Below are 17478 nucleotides of genomic sequence, written 5' to 3'. Positions count from 1 at the left end.
CAGCCTTTCAGAGTTCTCCAAGAGAACCCGCTTCGGGACTGATCCAAACCCTGACGAATCTTATTTCGCCCTCAGCCACCCGGCATGTGGCCGCAAACTAGCCCGCTTCCTGCGGAAATCCAAGCCTTTTCTTTTGCTTTGCAAAATATCCTTGAACAAAACACCCGCAGCTGTTTTTTGACCTATCTGCGAAATATCAATACGCGATCGTTGCCGCCATAGTCTTTGACGCGGTCCTCGCAATCATATCCCTGCGATGCAAATATGGTCGTTACATCTGCCATTTGATCGTAGCCTATTTCGACCCCGACCACTCCACCACTTTCGAGAAAATCCACTGCTTTTTCAGCTATAACTCTGTAGGGGAGAAGGCCATCCGCACCGCCATCCAGGGCGATCAAGGGATCAAACTCGCGAACTTCGCGATCCAATGTATCGATGACATCTGTTCTAATATAAGGCGGGTTTGACAAGATTATGTCGAAGCGCCCGGAAATACGGTCGAACCAGTCGCTTTCCACCGTCTCGAACCGCGTCTCAAGCCCAAATCTTTCCGCGTTGCGAAATGCAGTTGCCAGGGCATCCGTCGACACATCGCTGCCAACCCCCGTGGCTTCAGGAATAGAATGCAACAGCGACAGGCATATGGCACCCGTGCCAATGCCCATGTCGAGAATGCGTGCCTCGCCCTTTTGCGCAACCACGGCCCGCAGATGCGGCAACACCGCCTCGACCAGCACTTCGGTATCCGGCCTTGGCTCCAGCGTCCCGGCTGACATGAGAAAGTCCAGACCGTAGAACTCGCGGTGTCCCAGGATGCGGTGGACGGGCTCCCCCCTTTCACGCCGCGCGATCAGGTCTTCGATCCGGTGCGCTTCATCAGGATGAACGGGCCGAGACCCATTCAGAACGAAATCGGTCAGAGAAAAGCCGATGACGTCGCCGATCAGTAGCCGCGCATCCGTCGAAGGATCGGCAATACCCGCAACGGCCAGGCGCCGCTTCGCATCGGCCACCAGAGCTTGAACGGTCTTCTCGACGCTCACTGCTGCTCGCCAAGCTGAGCCAACTGGCCGGCCTGATAATCGGCAATCAGCGCATCGACCAACTCGTCGATATCGCCTTCGATCATGCGATCAAGCTTGTAGAGCGTCAGGTTGATGCGGTGATCGGTGACACGACCCTGCGGGAAATTGTAGGTGCGGATACGCTCTGAGCGATCGCCGGAACCGACCTGGCTTTTACGGTCGGCTGAGCGCTCGCTGTCGGCCTTCTGCCGCTCGATATCGTAAAGCCTGGAGCGCAGAACCTGCATGGCCTTGGCGCGGTTCTGGTGTTGCGACTTCTCCGATGACGTGACGATGAGACCGGTCGGCAGATGGGTGATGCGGACGGCGGAGTCGGTCGTGTTGACGTGCTGACCACCGGCACCGGATGCCCGCATCGTATCGATGCGGATATCTTCCGGGCGGATTTCGATATCGATATCTTCGGCTTCCGGCAACACGGCGACCGTTGCCGCAGACGTGTGAATGCGCCCGCCCGCTTCCGTTTCCGGCACGCGCTGAACACGGTGAACACCGGATTCGAATTTCAGCTTGGAAAACACGCCGCGGCCAGTAATCGTCGCGATGATTTCCTTGAAGCCGCCCGCTTCCCCTTCGCTTGAGGACAGCACTTCCACCTTCCAGCCCTTGCCGCTGGCGAAACGCTCATACATGCGGAAGAGATCGCCGGCAAAGAGCGCGGCTTCGGACCCACCGGTTCCTGCGCGGATTTCAAGGATCGCGCTTCTCTCATCCGCCGCGTCCTTCGGCAGCAGAAGGATCTGCATCTCCTTCTCCAACGCTTCGATGCGTTCGGAGAGATCGGGCAGTTCGGCTTCGGCCAGTTCGCGCATGTCGCGATCCATTGTCTTGTCGGACAGGATCGCTTCCAGATCGGCAGCCTCAGCCTTGGCCTTCTCATATTCGCGAATGGTCTTCACCACGGGCTGCAATTCCGAATACTCGGACGCAAGCTTGACATAGACATCCGCGGCCGGACCTGCCGACATTCGGGCTTCGATCTCGCCGAAGCGGCGTTCAAGCTCACGCATTTTCTCGACGGGAAGCTTCGCCACCTGTCACATACTCCACTTTTTATAATCGTGCTTAGATAGGGATCGAATGGGTCGAAGCAAACCGCACCAGCAAATCACGCGTACTTTCCAATGATTTGCTGTCATCGAGCGCCGCATTCAGCTCTTCCGCCAGCAGCCCGGCATCGACCCCAAGCAGCATCGCCTTTACCGGACCGATCGCCGTTGGCGACATGGAAATCGACCGGAAACCGAGCCCGATCAGCGCCATGGCCGACAATGGCTTGCTTGCCATTTCGCCGCAGAGCGTCACCGGGGTGTTGTTGCGTTCGCCAGCCCGAATGATGTCGCGCAGAATGCGAAGGAACGGCTTGCCCAGATTGTCGAAACGATCCGAGACACGCGCGTTGCCGCGATCCACCGCCATCGCAAATTGGAACAGATCGTTCGATCCGACCGAGACGAAATCCACTTCCGACATCAGCTCGTCGAGCTGCCACATCAGCGACGGGACTTCCAGCATCACACCGAATTGCAGCTTGCGCGGCAGCGCGTGACTGAACTTCGAAAGATGCTGAACTTCCTTCTGCATCAACTCGCGAACGGCGTGAATTTCCGAGACTTCCGTCACCATCGGCAACATCATCTTCAATTCCGCGCCTGAGGCCGCACGCAGGAGCGCCCGCATCTGGGTGCGAAGCAAGCCCGGACGGTCGAGCGACAGACGAATGGCGCGCCATCCGAGAGCCGGATTTTCTTCCTCCTGGCCTCGCATGTAGGAGACGACCTTGTCGCCGCCGATATCGAGTGTGCGGAAGGTCACCGGCTTGCCCTTGGCCTGGCGCAGGACGCTTCGGTAGAAGGCCTCCTGCTCCTCGCCCTTCGGCATGTTCGATGCGATCATGAATTGCAGTTCGGTGCGGAAGAGACCGATACCGTCTGCGCCGGACTCTTCCAACTGCGGAAGATCGACCAGCAGGCCGGCATTCATCTTCAGGCTGACCTTCTGGCCATCCTTCGTGATCGGCTCCACGTCACGCAGTGCACGGAACTGTTCCTGGCGGCGAGCCCGGAGGCGAACCTTCTCTTCATAGGCGCGCTGCAGGTCTGTGACAGGCCGCAGATGCACCTTGCCGTCGTCACCGTCGATGATGATCGGGTCGTTGTTTTCGGCCAGCGCCACGATGCCGGTTGCCTGGCCGATGACGGGAATACCCATGGCACGGGCAACGATCACCACATGGCTCGTGACCGCACCGTCTTCCAGCACCAGACCACGCAGCTTTTCACGCGGATAATCCAGAAGCTCGGCAGCACCCATGGCGCGCGCCAGTACGATGGCGTCTAGAGGAAATTCGTGGTCTGGGGCCCTGCCACCAAAACCCATCAACTGACGCAGCAGGCGGTTGGCCAGGTCGTCGAAATCATGCATCCGCTCGCGCAGATACGGATCGGTCAGGCGCATCATGCGCGCCTTGGTGTCGCTCTGCACCTTCTCGACCGCAGCCTCGGCCGTCAGGCCGTTGCGGATCGCCTCTTCCATACGGCGCACCCAGCCCTGGTCATGGGCAAACATGCGGTAGGTTTCCAGCACCTCGCGATGCTCGCCTTCGGTGGCGACATCACGGCGCTGCAACATGTCGTCGATCGAAATGCGCAGCGAGCCGATGGCTTCGGCAAGGCGACGGATTTCGGTATCGGCGTCTTCGTTCAGAAGGTTGGTAACGACGATGCGGGGATCGTGGAGAACCACGTGACCAAGGCCGATGCCTTCACCATAGGCGTCGCCATCGATGGAGACCGCTCTGGTCAGGTCCAATTCCACGCCGGGGCGGGTGATTTTCTTCAATTCGCCGCTCGCCACGATTTCCGCAATAAGCATTGCGGTTGTCTCAAGCGCTTCAACTTCATCCTCCCGGTATGTTCGGCTGGTCTTGTTCTGAACGACAAGAACGCCAAGAGTGCGACCGGATCTCAAAATCGGCACACCGAGGAAGGAATGATAAATTTCTTCACCCGTTTCAGGGAGATAGCGGAAAGCGGGATGCGCCTGCGCATCGGAAAGATTGAGCGGCTGAGCGGAAGCGGCAATGGTACCGACAAGGCCTTGCCCCATTTTCAACTGGGCAAGATGGACCGCATCCTTGTTCAGGCCTTCGGTGGCGTAAAGCTCGAGAATGCTGTCGGAGCGAAGCACGTAAACGGAACACACTTCGGCAACCATGTTGCTGGCGATCTGCCGGACAATCTGGTCGAGGCGCTCCTGCGGCTCAAGATGCTCCGCCATCATTTCGCGAAGCCGCCTGAGAAGGACACGCGGACCTGCGGAAAGGTCTCTCATCGCGCATGCTCCCGAATGCCGATCTTGCAAACCATTGCGGCGGGCACGAAAGGCTCAATCAAATTTATGGCGTACCGCCCCCGGCCTTCAAGCCGAAAGCGACACTTGCATCAGAATACCGCTCTTCGGAAAGAATCGAATAACGTGTACTGACGTTCAAGAATCAACTTTTATCCAGACCGTAAGCAGAATGCAAAGTGCGAACTGCAAGTTCGGCATAGGCGCCGTCGATCAGGATCGAAATCTTGATTTCCGATGTGGTGATGGCCTTGATGTTGATGTTCTTTTCAGCCAGCGCCTTGAACGCGCTTGCGGCAACGCCCGCATGGCTGCGCATGCCGATACCGATGACCGACACCTTGGCAAGGCCGGTTTCGTTCTGAACCACGTCAAAGCCGATCTGTGCCTTGTTATCTTCCAGAACCTTCAGCGCCTTGGGAGCGTCGCCGGAGGGAACCGTAAAGGTCATGTCCGTGCGCGAGCCGTCTTCGGAGATGTTCTGCACGATCATATCGACATTGATATGCGCTTCAGCAAGCGGGCCGAAGATGGCGGCAGAAACGCCTGGGCGATCCGAGAGGCGACGCAGCGAGATTTGCGCTTCATCCTTGGCATAGGCAATGCCGGTTACGACTTCCTGTTCCACGATTTCATCCTCGTCACAAATCAAAGTACCGGGCGGGTTGATAAGGTCACCCATGCCCGGCGCATCGGGATCTTCAAAACTGGAGCGCACGAAGGTCCGAACCTTGTGCACCATGGCAAGCTCGACCGAACGGACCTGCAAGACCTTGGCGCCAAGCGACGCCATTTCGAGCATTTCCTCAAACGCCACCTTTTTCAGGCGCCGCGCCTTGGGCTCGATGCGCGGGTCAGTCGTGTAGACGCCATCCACATCGGTGTAGATGTCGCAGCGATCGGCCTTGACGCCAGCGGCGATGGCAACGGCGGACGTGTCTGAACCGCCACGGCCGAGTGTCGCGATGCGATTGTCCGGGCCGAGACCCTGGAAGCCGGCGATGACGGCGACCTGACCCTCGCCCATGCGGCGAATGATATCGGAACCGTCAATGTCGAGAATGCGGGCAGCGCCATGGGCGTTGTCGGTGCGGATTGGAATCTGCCAACCCTGCCAGGAGCGGGCATTCACACCCATCGACTGAAGCGCGATCGCCAGAAGACCGGATGTGACCTGCTCGCCGGATGCAACGACGGCATCATATTCGCGGGCATCGTAAAAGGACGCGGAACCGCTGGCACCGGCGACTTTCGGCGTGTTCTGCACCCAGTCGACCAGTTCATTGGTTTTTCCGGACATGGCCGAAACCACCACGGCCACTTCATGGCCGGCATCCACTTCACGTTTCACATGCCGCGCGACATTGTGAATACGTTCGAGGTTTGCGACGGACGTACCGCCGAATTTCATGACAATGCGAGCCATAGCCTAGACCAGTACCATCCCACTGCGCCGCGCGAGCGGCAGATAAGCACACACCCCGGTTCCCCCGGAAAGACCGGGCTGTCAGGTTGCGGGTCTCTTAGCGAAAAGGATAAGGCCATGCAATGCCGTTTGTGAACCATGCGGTACGGTTGTGGACGCGTGCCCGCGCCGCGCTCCAGACAAGCCTTTGCGCCAAAATCGGCAAGCGTACCGTCCCGCACTGTACAAATGCGGGCAATCGCAGTAAAAGCGCGCCACATGAATTGGCCATAGTGGCCCTCAACGGCCTGTGTGGCGTCGTCCGTTTGGGACAAATGCAGGCATCCATATTCCGAAAGACGGTAGATGACAGACACTCAGGGTATCGCCCCTGCGATTGCGCAGGCGTTGGAAAAGCGCGGCTATAAAGACTTGACCCCCGTTCAGCAGGCCATGCTGGACCCGGAACTTGCCGACAAGGATGCGCTGGTTTCGGCGCAGACCGGCTCTGGCAAGACGGTCGCTTTCGGCATTGCGCTGGCGCGGACCCTGCTCACGAAGGGCGACCGGTTCGGTGCGGCCGCGGCCCCGCTGGCCCTCGCCATTGCCCCAACCCGCGAACTTGCCATGCAGGTGAAGAGGGAGCTTGAGTGGCTCTACGAATTTGCCGGCGTTTCGATCGCCTCCTGTGTCGGTGGTATGGATATCCGTAACGAGCGCCGGGCGCTGGAACGCGGCTCCCATATCGTCGTCGGTACACCTGGCCGTATCTGCGACCATATCAAGCGCGGCGCACTCGACCTGTCGTCGCTGCGTGCCGTGGTGCTCGACGAAGCAGACGAAATGCTCGATCTCGGCTTCCGCGAGGATCTGGAGTTCATCCTGGAGGAATCTCCGGAAGATCGCCGGACGCTGATGTTCTCCGCTACCGTTCCGCGCAGTATTGCGAAGCTTGCCGAAAGCTACCAGAAGAACGCTGTGCGCATCGCCTCTGCGTCCGAACAGAAGCAGCACGTCGATATCGAATACCGCGCCATGATGGTCGCCCCCTCGGATCGCGAGCACGCCATCATCAACGCGCTGCGTTTCTACGAGGCGCGCAACGCCATTGTCTTCTGCTCGACACGTGCTGCCGTCAACCACCTGACAGCGCGCCTCAACAATCGTGGTTTCTCTGTCGTCGCCCTTTCCGGCGAGCTATCGCAGAACGAGCGCACGCATGCGCTTCAGGCCATGCGTGACGGCCGCGCCCGCGTTTGCGTGGCTACCGACGTGGCTGCTCGCGGTATCGACCTCCCCGGCCTCGAACTCGTGATCCACGCCGACCTGCCGACCAATTCCGAAACGCTTCTTCACCGCTCGGGCCGTACCGGTCGTGCTGGACAGAAGGGTGTCAGCGCGATCGTCGTTCCCATCAACCAGCGCCGCAAGGCCGAGCGTCTCCTCGAAGGCGCGAAGGTCAGCCCCGCCTGGGTCCATCCGCCCTCTGCCGACGAGATCGTCGAACGCGATGGGGCCCGCCTTCTGGCAGATCCGTCGCTGAACGAAGCGGTTACTGATGACGAGCGCGATTTCGTCACCAAGCTTCTGGAGCAACATGGCGCTGAAAAGGTCGCTGCGGCCTTCGTGCGCATGTACCATTCCGGTCGCTCTGCACCTGAAGACATTGCAGAAGTTGCGCTGGATGGCCGAAAGCCGCGTCGCGACAGCTTCGAAACCGTCGAGAACAACGCGCCGCGCCGTGAACGCTCCGACTTTGCCGATAGCGCCTGGTTCACCCTTTCGGTCGGGCGCAAGCAGAATGCCGAGCCGCGCTGGCTGATCCCCATGCTCTGCCGTTTCGGCAAGCTGACGCGTCAGGATATCGGCGCGATCCGCATGCAGCAGACGGAAACCTATGTGGAACTGGCAGCTGACGCCGTCGACCGCTTCGAGTCCGCTCTCGGCAAAGACATGACGCTCGAGAAGGGTATCCGGGTTAAGGCCATGGAAGGCAAGCCGGAAATGACCGGAAAGCCCCGCGAGGACACCCGTCCGCCAAAGGCTCAAAAGAAATTTGCAGGCAAGGGTGATTTCGGTGGCGAGCGCCGGGGCGAAGACAAGCCCTGGAAGAAAAAAGCCAATGCCGCCGGCGACAAACCCGCCAAGTTCGAAGGCAAGAAAGACAAGCCCTTCGAAAAGCGCGGACCCAAGAAAAAAGACCCCGCATAAAGAAAGCCCGGCGCGAAGCCGGGCTTTTCAGTTTTAACGGCTTTCGCAGTTACGATCTCCGGGGCGGCACCACATTCCGCCGCCCTGATTGGACGGCTCAAGTTGCTGCTCCTGCCAGCGACGCTGGCGCTCGCCATCATTCCAGTTGCGATCACGCTCGCCATCTCTGTTGCGGTCGCGCTCCCAACGGGGGCGATCGCCGTCACGGTCACGCTGACGCTCCCTGTCTCGCTCCATCCGCTGCTGCTCGCGGTCACGACGGTCACGGTCGCCCTGATTCCAGTTGCCGTAACGCTCTTCCCAGCGTCCGTCATTGGGGCCAGGACCGCGCCGGTCGCGCCATTCTTCCCGCGGCGGACGCGGACGATCGCGATCGGCCCATGGCGGCGGTGCATTCCAGTAGCCACCGGCAGGCGGCGGGCGACGCCAGCGATCGCGCTCGCGGTAGAAGTCACGGTCGCGATAGTAGCGATCCCAATAGCGGCCCACTTCGAAGGTGATGACGGGAACACCAAGATCGCGATAGTAGCGTGGCTCGACATAGACACGGTTCTGGCGATAGAGCGCCTGGATATAGCGCCCAGCCACCCAGCCGCGTCCATAGCTGAAGGACACGTCGCACCACGGCGTGTCGGACAGGCAGCCGTGGATGGTGAGGGGTGCGCCATCTGGAATGACCACGACGGCAGGATAGGCGGTGCTCGGGCCGGAGCGCATGTTGACGTTTGCGGTCGCAAATCCGCGCGTTGCCGCTTCAGCGAGCGCAGGCACGGCCATGAGCGCCAGGAGCGCAATCGCCCCAAATAGTTTCTTCTTCACTTTTTTCTCCTCAAGCAAAGGCCTGGCCACCGATGTCGGCAATCAGTATGGGAAAAATACGCTCCCCTTGCTGAACGCAGCATGAAACGAAAAGTCCGCTAAAACAGTTCCTTGCGTCGATGGATCGCGGTGAATGATCTCGGCTGTGAAAGCCCGACCCTTGACTTCACCACCCAATCATCCGACTTCATGCTAGAAGACATTCAGGAGATGACCATGAGCGAGACCGCGAAAACGACGATCGACCAGAGCGAAGTGGATCGCTTTTCCGCCATGGCAGCAGAGTGGTGGAGCCCGACAGGGAAATTCCGTCCACTGCACAAATTCAATCCCGTCAGGCTCGAATTTATCCGCAACCGGGTGTGTGAAAATTTTGGCCGCGACCCGAAGGCCCATCGTCCGCTGGAAGGTTTGCGCTTCCTCGACATTGGCTGTGGGGGCGGGCTGCTGTCCGAGCCGATGGCCCGCATGGGTGCGGAGGTCGTTGGCGCCGATCCATCTGAAAAAAATATTGGCATTGCGTCCACCCATGCGCGCGAAAGCGGCGTTCCCGTCGACTATCGGGCAGTGACCGCCGAACAGTTGCAGGCGGCGGGTGAGACGTTTGACGTGATCCTCAACATGGAGGTGGTCGAGCACGTGGCCGACGTGAACCTCTTTCTAAACACCTGTGCGCAGATGGTTCGCCCCGGCGGACTGATGTTCGTCGCAACAATCAACAGAACACTGAAGGCACGCGCACTCGCCATCTTTGCTGCCGAAAATGTCTTGAAGTGGTTGCCACGCGGAACGCATCAATATGAAAAGCTCGTGCGACCCGAGGAAGTGGAACGTCCTTTGACCGCCAACGGCCTGGAGATCGTTCACCGCACCGGCGTTTTCTACAACGTCCTGCAAGACAGGTGGAACCTGTCTCCCGATATGGATGTCAACTACATGATGCTGGCCAAACGCCCGGCCTGAGAGCGTGTTTGAAGCCGAGGCTTCAATTCACATCGTCGGGGAGAAGGGGAAGAGGTGCTACCTCGATCCCTTCGTCCACGAGCGCTTTCACATCCTCTATGGATGCCTGACCGATGATGCCGCGCTCTTGCGCCTCGCCATAGTGGATTTTGCGAGCCTCTTCCGGAAATTTGTCGCCGACATCTTCGGCACTGGCCCGGATGCTCGCGACCGTTTCCCTGATTTTTGCCAGGACTTCCTTTTTCCCCGCATCCATCGCCAGCGTGTGCATCGCCTCTTTCTTCCGTCCGGTCGAGACTGAAGGCGCCATCAGTGTCTTGTCGATGGCCTGTGATTTGCACACCGGGCAGCTAACGAGCCCACGCTCGCGCTGGCTATCAAAATCGGCGCTGCCCGAGAACCATCCATCGAAGGCATGCGCATGGTCACAGGTCAGCGAGTAGCGGATCAAACAAGCGCACTCCGCGAAGCCGCCCTGGACGCCACCGTATCGAGTTGGAAGTCGCGCGCGTTCTTCAGGTTGGGGATCTTGCCGCGAACGGCGGAAACCTGTTCAGGATCGATATCGGCAACGATGATCTCTTCACCAGCACCGCCGGCAGCGGCCAGAACCTTGCCCCAGGGATCGATGATCATCGAATGGCCAAAGGTTTCACGGCCATCTTCATGCTGTCCACCCTGAGCCGCTGCGATGACGAAGGCACCGTTTTCGATGGCACGCGCGCGCAGAAGAATTTCCCAATGGGCTTCGCCAGTCTGCTTGGTAAAGGCTGCAGGAACCGTAAGAACCTGAGCGCCAGCGACAGCTTCCGCGCGGAAGAGCGACGGGAAGCGGACGTCGTAGCAGATGGCGAAACCAAAGGTCGCCAGAGGAAGTTCGGCAATGCGTGCCGCTTCACCCGGCTGATAGGTGGCGCTTTCACGCCAGCTCTCGCCATTGTCGAGATCGACATCGAACATGTGGATCTTGTCATAGGTGCAGATGCGGTCTCCATCCGGCGCAAAGAGAAATCCACGATTGGCGATCTTGCCGTCGGGACGCGCAATTGCCGTAGAGCCGACATGAACATAGATCCCGAGTTCACGCGCAAGCTTGGCTGCCGTGGAAACGATGATGTCGCAGGTCTCGTCTTTCAGAACGGCCTGGAGTGCGGCACGGTCGCGCTGCAAAGCGCCGGTCATCTCAGGCGTCTGCACATAGACGGCACCTTGCGCCACAGCGTCGCGCACCAGCCTCTCCATGGCTTCGGCGTTTCGCTTCGGATCCGTTCCGGAGCACATCTGGATTGCGGCGGCCTTGAAGCTCATGTCTCTCTTCCCAATGTCCATTTGAAATGATCGGCTGTTATGCTGCCAGAAGCGGATCGAGCTTTCCGTCCCGATCGAGCGCGTGAAGATCGTCGCAGCCACCGACATGCTGCTCGCCGATGAAGATCTGCGGGAAGGTGTTACGGCCGGACTTGTCCATCATTTCCTGGCGATATTGCGGATTTTCCGTCGCATTATATTCGGTGAAATTCACGCTCTTGCTCTGCAGCAGGGCCTTGGCGCGGGCGCAATAGCCGCAGAAATCGCGCGTATAGATCGTAACGGATGCCATATATCTCAACCTCTAAAGCTGCGTGGAGCATGAATTTTGCATGTCATATAGGCCCGGATATGGCCATTGCAAAGGTCAAAACAGTGACTTGCGCCGCGCCTGATTTTTTCAGCCGCTTCGCCGCCGCCGAGACCGTGGCTCCAGTGGTGTAGACATCGTCCACAAGCACCACACGCTTGCCGAAAATCTCGGCCTCCTGCCCCGGCGAAAGCGCAAAGGCGCCTTGGACGTTCTTCTTCCGCGCAACAGCCGAAAGCCCTACCTGACGGCTGGTCGATTTTACCCTGATCAGGGTCGCCGGCAGAAAAGGCTTTCCTGCAATCACTGCCAGATGCCGCGCAAGTTCGGTCGATTGATTGAAACGGCGCGAGAAAAACCGCCAGCGATGAAGCGGAACGGGAATGATGCAATCACATTGAGTAAGCGCTTCGCCGCCTGCTCTTGCCATCCACAATGCCATCAGACCTGCGAGATCCGTACGGTCCTGATATTTCAACTGGTGGACCAACTTGCGGGCCGGCCCGTCGTAAATCGTCGCGGACCTGAGGCGATCAAAGCTTGGCGGATTGGATATGGCTTCCGCGCTGACCATTCCTTCGCCGTGATCATAGACGAAGGGGATGCCCAGAACCTCGCAATAGGGCCGCTCGATGAATTTTATCTCTGGCCAGCATTGAACACAGAAGGCCTCGGCGCCGCCTGTGGCGCGACCGCAGCCTGCACAGGCCGGCGGGTAGATGACATCACTGACGTAGCGAAGCAGCCGATGCAGGGGCGTTACGACAATCTGCCTTGAAACCATCGCCTTCCCCTTATGCTCCCGTGCTTGACAATAGGGGGAAAGGGGTGCCTTTGCGACAGCAAAGTTATCACAGGTTCGCCAATGGACATTCTTTTCGACCCTCAACTTATTGAACGCCACCGTGAGCGCGCATTGCAGATTGGAGATCAACAGGCTCACTTTCTGCTGAACATCGCTGCAGATGAAATTGCCGACCGCATTGCGATCGTCGAGCGCCATTTCGATACCGCAATCGAGCTTCACGGCGCGACGGGTGTTACCGCTAAGCGGGTCGTGGAAACCGGTAAAGTGGGCTCGATGACCCGGATCGAGACCAGCGACGAATTTCTTGTGGGTGAGCCGAACTCGAAAATCTCATCCCTTGAAGACCTCGGGCTTGAACCTGCTTCCGCCAACCTTGTGATCTCACCGCTCTCGCTGCATTTGACCAATGACACGCCGGGAACGCTGATCCAAATTCGCAAGGCGCTGAAGCCGGATGGCCTTTTTCTCGCCGCCCTTCCCGGCAGCGGCACGCTGCAGGAGCTTCGCGACGTTCTTCTGGCAACGGAGGTGGAACTGCTCGGCGGCGCAAGCCCGCGCATCATTCCCTTTGCTGATGTGCGCGATATCGGGGCGCTCTTGCAGCGCGCGGGATTTGCCTTGCCGGTCACGGATACGGAAACCTATACGGTGCGCTATGATTCCATCTTCCCGCTGATGCGCGACCTGCGCGCCATGGGAATGGCAAATCCGCTTATGGGCCGCAGCCGTACGCCGCTTACCCGACACTTCTTCATGCGCGCTGCGGAGCTTTATGCGGAACGATACAGCGATCCAGATGGACGGATCAGGGCCACCTTCTCCATCATCTACATGTCGGGCTGGGCACCGCATGAGAGCCAGCAGAAGCCGCTGAAACCCGGCTCTGCCAACGTCAGGCTTGCGGATGCATTGAAGGGAAAAAACTCCTGAAGGTGGCCCGCTTGCGCTTAAAAGCAGATACTTTCAGGAGGGCAAGGCGTTGGTGAGGGCTTCGACAATGGTCGTTAACACGCCCAGAAGACTGTCACGCACGCCCCCCAGTCCGAGGATCAAGGCGCCGCCAATAATGCCGATCAGAAGGCCATATTCCACGGCGGTCGCGCCGCGCGTATCGGTGACGAAATTCCAAAAGTAACGCGAGATACAATTTTTTCCGTGCAAATCACAAACCCCTGCCGGACAGACGCAATAGAAACGTCCTCAATCAACATGCTTGCGATAATGGATCAACAACATATCTATTTCGTTACCGCACCTTCGACTTTTCTCCGATAGGTAGTGAAACAGTGGCATTGGTTGTTGCTGTACTAAAGAGACGTTTAAACCACGCCACACATCTTGCAATACTGAACTATTGCGAGACGGATCAGCAGTCGCGCCCGCTGTTGTAGCCATCTACAATGCAGACGGACCCGGGCATGGGCTGCGTGATGCTGCGACGAATGCTGTAGGTCGTTGGCTGATCGCCGCGCTTGATCGAACCGGTGCTGATCATGTCGATATTGTCCGGCACCTGCGCAAAGCGTGCCGGCGAGGTCTTGCCGGCCAGCATCGGCGTTACGATCAATGAGAGCGCGATTGCAACCATGCCAAACAAAAGCGCAACGTTTAAAACGCCGATCCGGCGTGACTTGGCGGAATAAGACTGGCGGTCTTCAACGGTTTTCCAGAAATCCTCATTCATCACTCGGCCTCACTACGCGCCATTTACCAAATCTTCAGCACTGCAATGTGCCAGAGCTTGCTAAACGATCGGTTAACGGCGTGCCGTTTCGGGACGCGTAGGCCGGTTGAAAAGCGCTGCTTTTCGGCCTTTTCACAGAAATTTCAGAGAAGGTCCTGAAGATAGGGGATGAGAGGCTCGTCAGCGGGCGGCATGGGGTAATCGCGCAGAGCCTGCGGCTTCACCCATTTTACAGTCTGCCCTTCCCGCCCATGGGGTATGCCTTCGTAGCGGCGACAGACATAAAGCGGCATCAACAGATGAAACGTCTCGTAGGTGTGGCTGGCAAAGGTGAGCGGCGCAAGGCAGGCGACCTTGGTGGTAATGCCGAGCTCTTCGTTCAGTTCACGCACCAGCGTTTCTTCAGGCGTTTCGCCCTGCTCGACCTTGCCACCGGGAAATTCCCAGAGTCCGGCAAGCGACTTGCCCTCCGGTCGCTGAGCGAGAAGTATCCGGCCATCGTGATCCACAAGGGCGCAAGCCACGACAAGCAGGATCTTCTTGAACGGCTCATCCATCACGAATTGTCCTTGCCCCAATAGCGATAGGTATAAGCCTCTTCGAAACCGAACTTCTCATAAAGAGCGAGCGCCGGCACATTGGTTGAGACGACCTGCAGCCACGCCGTCTTTGCGCCGCTGATCCGAGCCCAACGCAATGCCGAGGTGAGGATTTCACTGCCTACACCCATCCGCCGCGCAGCGCTCGCTACTTCGAGGGAAAGAACACCTGCGAGATCATTGTCCTGCACACAGATGACGGTGGCGTGCGGATCACCTTCTACCTCTTCCTTGATGAAGAGGCCGAGATTGGGCTTGATCGAACTGACGATCTCAGCGATCGGAGAGCGGAGGGACAGGTCTTCATTGCCCACCTTGAGGCTCGCTTCTACGAACCTGCCGATATCGTGGGTCGGGAGATGAGCCATGGTCTCCGGCAATTCGGCGTTAACCAGATCGGCCGTCATCACCTTTACCTCTTCGAAAACGGTCCAGCCATTGTCGTAGAGGTGCGCCCTGAGTTCAGGCGGCATCAGCGTCGTCTCGCGAATGATCAGCGGTCTGCCGAAATCCTCAAAGCGACGGCGCGCCTTTTCCAGTCGCACATCGCAATTGCCGTAATCGGACGGGTCCAAAGGCACGACACAATTGATGCGCTTGGAGGGATGCGAGCCCGTCAACCGGATTTGCCAACTGCCATCATAAATGACCGACGAAGCCGGCCAGGCACGAAAGCTCACCGCCTCCAGGCGGCGAACGAGTGGCAAATTGACGGCACTGCTATGCATGGGTTTGGCCTCCACCGTTTAGCTCCGGTAGTCGCCGTTGATTTCGACATATTCCTTGGTGAGATCGCAAGTCCAAACTGTCGCCGTGCCACTACCAAGCCCGATATCCACCTTTACCGGAATATCCTGCTGCTTCATCACGGCAGTGGCTTCCGCTTCGGAATAGGACGGGTCGCGTTCGCCATTGACGGCAACACGCACATTTCCAAACGAAATGGCCAGCCGGTCGCGATCGGCAAGCTCGCCGGACTTGCCGACGGCCATGACGATGCGGCCCCAATTGGCGTCTTCTCCGGCAACTGCGGTTTTGACCAGCGGAGAGTTGGCGATGGAAAGCGCAATCTTCTTGGCAGCAGCATCGCTTTCAGCGCCGGTGACCGTCACTTCCACCATCTTGCGCGCGCCTTCGCCGTCCCGCACGACCTGAAGAGCGAGGTCTTTAAGGAGGTCGTTAAGTGCGGCACGGAAGCCTTCGAGCTGCGCATCGTCAGCGTTTTCGATACGCGCCTGACCGTCGGCAGCAGCAGCGCCGGTGGCAAACAGCATCAAGGTATCGGAGGTCGATGTATCGCTGTCGACCGTCACGGAGTTGAACGTCGGGCCGACGCCTGCGGACAAAAGCGCCTGCAAGGCGGGCGATGCAATGTCGGCGTCAGTCACGACGTAGGAAAGCATGGTCGCCATGTCGGGTGCGATCATGCCCGCACCCTTGGCGATACCATTGATCGTGACCTCAACGGCGCCGATCTTGGCGGTGCGCGTTGCGACCTTCGGATAGGTATCCGTGGTCATGATGGCCTTTGCGGCTTCGAACCAGAAACCGCCCTTGGCATCGGCATTCATCTGATCGAGAACGCCGGCAAATTTCGAAGCGTCGAGCGGCTCGCCGATCACACCGGTGGATGCCAGAAAAACTTCTCTTTCGCTGCACCCGACGGCGGCGGCGGCGGATTTACCTGTGAGGTCGGTCGCTGCCCTGCCCTTCTGTCCGGTAAATGCGTTCGCGTTCCCGGAATTGACCACGACCGCCCGCGCGATGCCGCCCGCAAGGTTGGCACGGCAATAATCCACCGGTGCGGATGGACAACGGGACTTGGTGAACACGCCAGCAACGGCGGCCGGTTCGTCGAACACCATCAAGAGAACGTCGTTTCGGTTCTTGTACTTGATGCCAGCGGCAGCCGTCGCCATGCGCACACCGCGGATGACGGGCATCTCAGGATAGGATTTTGGAGCAAGTGGGGAGACGGCAGCGGACATGGAATCGACCTGCGTTAGGGAAGACAATGCTGGAAGCGAGAAAAGGGCGGCTGAACGCCGCCCTTATGCGTGAGGCACTTACTGCTGCGGCTGAGCGTCTTGCGCCTTATTGACCTCGTCATATTCCTTGCGGAGCGTTTCGTCCTTGATATCGACCTTCTGTTCGGCCTTGGCCTTCTTGATGAGATCCATATACTTGTCACGCATGACGAGCTGACGAACCTGCGGCTCGACCTGCTCGAAGGCTGGCGGAGGCGAGATGCGCTTGTCTTCGACCTTGATGACGTGGAAGCCGAACTGCGACTTGACCGGCTCCTTGGTGTAGGCGCCCTTCTCCAGCTTGAATGCGGCTTCTTCGAATTCCGGAACCATGCGGCCCTTGCCGAACCAGCCGAGATCGCCGCCGTCATCCTTGTTGGAGTCGGTCGACTTTTCCTTTGCCAGTTCAGCGAAATCCTTGCCGGCATCGAGCTGCTTGATCACGTCCTTGGCTTCTTCTTCCGTCGCGACCAGAATGTGGGCAGCCTTGACTTCTTCTTCCTTCGGAAGTGCGGCGACTTCCTTGTCGTAACGTGCCTTCACTTCGGCATCGGTGATCGCGTCAGCCACGTGCTTGCGGAAATAGGCATTGTGCAATTCACGGTCGGAGATGAAGTTCAGGCGCTTCTTGAAGTCGTCGGTCTTGTCCAGACCTTCGGCAGTCGCACCCTCTACCAGCAGCTTCACTTCGATCGCGCTGGAAAGAGCGGCAACCTTCTTCTGCTCATCCGGGAGCTGGGCCAGCTGGGAGTCGAGATTGCTCATGGCCAAATCGAGTTCCGACTGACGAATCTCGAGATCGCCGACCGTGGCCACCACGGCATCTTCCTGGGCGAAGGCAGGGAAGTGAAGACCAAGCCCGGCCACGATCACGGCAGCGGCGATTCTATTGTAGCGCAACATAT

The 17478-nt window shown here is 58.7% G+C and carries 18 protein-coding genes; 3 read left to right on the top strand and 15 right to left on the bottom strand.

Annotation, left to right across the window (positions count from 1 at the left end; all coding sequences use genetic code 11):
• Nucleotides 1-182 precede the first annotated feature (182 nt).
• From prmC to ACTJK5_RS16685, 4 genes are all read right to left on the bottom strand, one after another.
• A complete protein-coding gene (gene prmC, locus ACTJK5_RS16700; protein ID WP_440612858.1) occupies nt 183-1046 on the bottom strand; it encodes a peptide chain release factor N(5)-glutamine methyltransferase in 864 nt (287 codons plus the stop codon).
• The gene (gene prfA / locus ACTJK5_RS16695) at nt 1043-2122 is read right to left on the bottom strand and encodes a peptide chain release factor 1 (protein ID WP_113261529.1); all 1080 of its coding nucleotides are present in this window, start codon (nt 2120-2122) and stop codon (nt 1043-1045) included. The genes prmC and prfA overlap by 4 nt, the downstream gene beginning before the upstream one ends.
• Before the next feature lie 31 nt (nt 2123-2153).
• Nucleotides 2154-4421, bottom strand: a complete 2268-nt coding sequence (ptsP, locus tag ACTJK5_RS16690) for a phosphoenolpyruvate--protein phosphotransferase (protein WP_062423989.1) — start codon at nt 4419-4421, stop codon at nt 2154-2156.
• A gap of 163 nt (nt 4422-4584) precedes the next feature.
• Nucleotides 4585-5865, bottom strand: a complete 1281-nt coding sequence (locus tag ACTJK5_RS16685) for an aspartate kinase (RefSeq protein ID WP_062423988.1) — start codon at nt 5863-5865, stop codon at nt 4585-4587.
• Nucleotides 5866-6210: 345 nt separating this feature from the next.
• Here ACTJK5_RS16685 and ACTJK5_RS16680 point away from each other — a divergent pair, with 345 nt between their 5' ends.
• Nucleotides 6211-8055 (top strand): DEAD/DEAH box helicase, encoded by a 1845-nt coding sequence (locus tag ACTJK5_RS16680; RefSeq protein ID WP_113226502.1) that lies wholly within the window; start codon nt 6211-6213, stop codon nt 8053-8055.
• A 33-nt stretch (nt 8056-8088) separates the two neighbouring features.
• Here the strand turns inward: ACTJK5_RS16680 and ACTJK5_RS16675 are convergent, their stop codons facing one another.
• On the bottom strand, nt 8089-8874 hold the full coding sequence (locus ACTJK5_RS16675) for an SH3 domain-containing protein (protein ID WP_162743382.1): 786 nt from the start codon (nt 8872-8874) through the stop codon (nt 8089-8091).
• 216 nt (nt 8875-9090) lie between these two features.
• Between ACTJK5_RS16675 and ubiG the strand changes: the two genes are divergently transcribed.
• Nucleotides 9091-9837: a bifunctional 2-polyprenyl-6-hydroxyphenol methylase/3-demethylubiquinol 3-O-methyltransferase UbiG gene (gene ubiG / locus ACTJK5_RS16670; protein WP_062423985.1), complete on the top strand. Its 747-nt coding sequence runs from the start codon at nt 9091-9093 to the stop codon at nt 9835-9837.
• 22 nt (nt 9838-9859) lie between these two features.
• Here ubiG and ACTJK5_RS16665 read toward each other — a convergent pair whose 3' ends face one another.
• Genes ACTJK5_RS16665 through ACTJK5_RS16650 form a run of 4 tightly spaced genes read right to left on the bottom strand, consistent with a single transcriptional unit; the run spans nt 9860 to nt 12239 of the window.
• Nucleotides 9860-10288, bottom strand: a complete 429-nt coding sequence (locus tag ACTJK5_RS16665) for a DUF1178 family protein (protein ID WP_113226501.1) — start codon at nt 10286-10288, stop codon at nt 9860-9862.
• The gene (locus tag ACTJK5_RS16660) at nt 10285-11145 is read right to left on the bottom strand and encodes a carbon-nitrogen hydrolase family protein (protein ID WP_113226500.1); all 861 of its coding nucleotides are present in this window, start codon (nt 11143-11145) and stop codon (nt 10285-10287) included. Before ACTJK5_RS16660 ends, ACTJK5_RS16665 begins: the two co-directional genes overlap by 4 nt.
• A gap of 37 nt (nt 11146-11182) precedes the next feature.
• Entirely contained in the window at nt 11183-11437 is a 255-nt protein-coding gene (gene grxC / locus ACTJK5_RS16655; protein ID WP_113226499.1) for a glutaredoxin 3, read from the bottom strand.
• 43 nt (nt 11438-11480) lie between these two features.
• Nucleotides 11481-12239, bottom strand: coding sequence for a ComF family protein (locus ACTJK5_RS16650; RefSeq protein WP_113226498.1), 759 nt, complete (start codon nt 12237-12239; stop codon nt 11481-11483).
• 81 nt (nt 12240-12320) lie between these two features.
• Between ACTJK5_RS16650 and ACTJK5_RS16645 the strand changes: the two genes are divergently transcribed.
• Nucleotides 12321-13193 (top strand): methyltransferase domain-containing protein, encoded by an 873-nt coding sequence (locus tag ACTJK5_RS16645; protein WP_113226497.1) that lies wholly within the window; start codon nt 12321-12323, stop codon nt 13191-13193.
• Between the two features lie 33 nt (nt 13194-13226).
• Here ACTJK5_RS16645 and ACTJK5_RS16640 read toward each other — a convergent pair whose 3' ends face one another.
• The 6 genes from ACTJK5_RS16640 to ACTJK5_RS16615 all read right to left on the bottom strand — a co-directional run bounded on the left by ACTJK5_RS16640 (nt 13227) and on the right by ACTJK5_RS16615 (nt 17476).
• Nucleotides 13227-13424 carry a Flp family type IVb pilin gene (locus ACTJK5_RS16640; RefSeq protein ID WP_062423979.1) on the bottom strand — a complete coding sequence of 66 codons (198 nt, stop codon included), beginning with the start codon at nt 13422-13424 and terminating at the stop codon, nt 13227-13229.
• A 205-nt stretch (nt 13425-13629) separates the two neighbouring features.
• On the bottom strand, nt 13630-13947 hold the full coding sequence (locus tag ACTJK5_RS16635; protein WP_062423978.1) for a hypothetical protein: 318 nt from the start codon (nt 13945-13947) through the stop codon (nt 13630-13632).
• Between the two features lie 143 nt (nt 13948-14090).
• The gene (mutT, locus tag ACTJK5_RS16630; protein WP_112519520.1) at nt 14091-14504 is read right to left on the bottom strand and encodes an 8-oxo-dGTP diphosphatase MutT; all 414 of its coding nucleotides are present in this window, start codon (nt 14502-14504) and stop codon (nt 14091-14093) included.
• A complete protein-coding gene (locus ACTJK5_RS16625) occupies nt 14504-15274 on the bottom strand; it encodes a GNAT family N-acetyltransferase (RefSeq protein WP_062423976.1) in 771 nt (256 codons plus the stop codon). Before ACTJK5_RS16625 ends, mutT begins: the two co-directional genes overlap by 1 nt.
• Nucleotides 15275-15292: 18 nt before the next feature.
• A complete protein-coding gene (gene argJ / locus ACTJK5_RS16620; RefSeq protein WP_113226496.1) occupies nt 15293-16534 on the bottom strand; it encodes a bifunctional glutamate N-acetyltransferase/amino-acid acetyltransferase ArgJ in 1242 nt (413 codons plus the stop codon).
• A gap of 78 nt (nt 16535-16612) precedes the next feature.
• Complete coding sequence (locus tag ACTJK5_RS16615; RefSeq protein WP_062423974.1) at nt 16613-17476, bottom strand: peptidylprolyl isomerase; 864 nt, start codon at nt 17474-17476, stop codon at nt 16613-16615.
• Nucleotides 17477-17478 lie beyond the last annotated feature (2 nt).

The sequence above is a fragment of the Agrobacterium sp. 22094 genome, from assembly GCF_052046015.1.
GTDB classification, from domain to species: Bacteria; Pseudomonadota; Alphaproteobacteria; order Rhizobiales; family Rhizobiaceae; genus Agrobacterium; species Agrobacterium cavarae.
The sequence above is the reverse complement of the archived record's forward strand: the minus strand, read 5'-3'. Positions and strand labels throughout refer to the sequence as shown.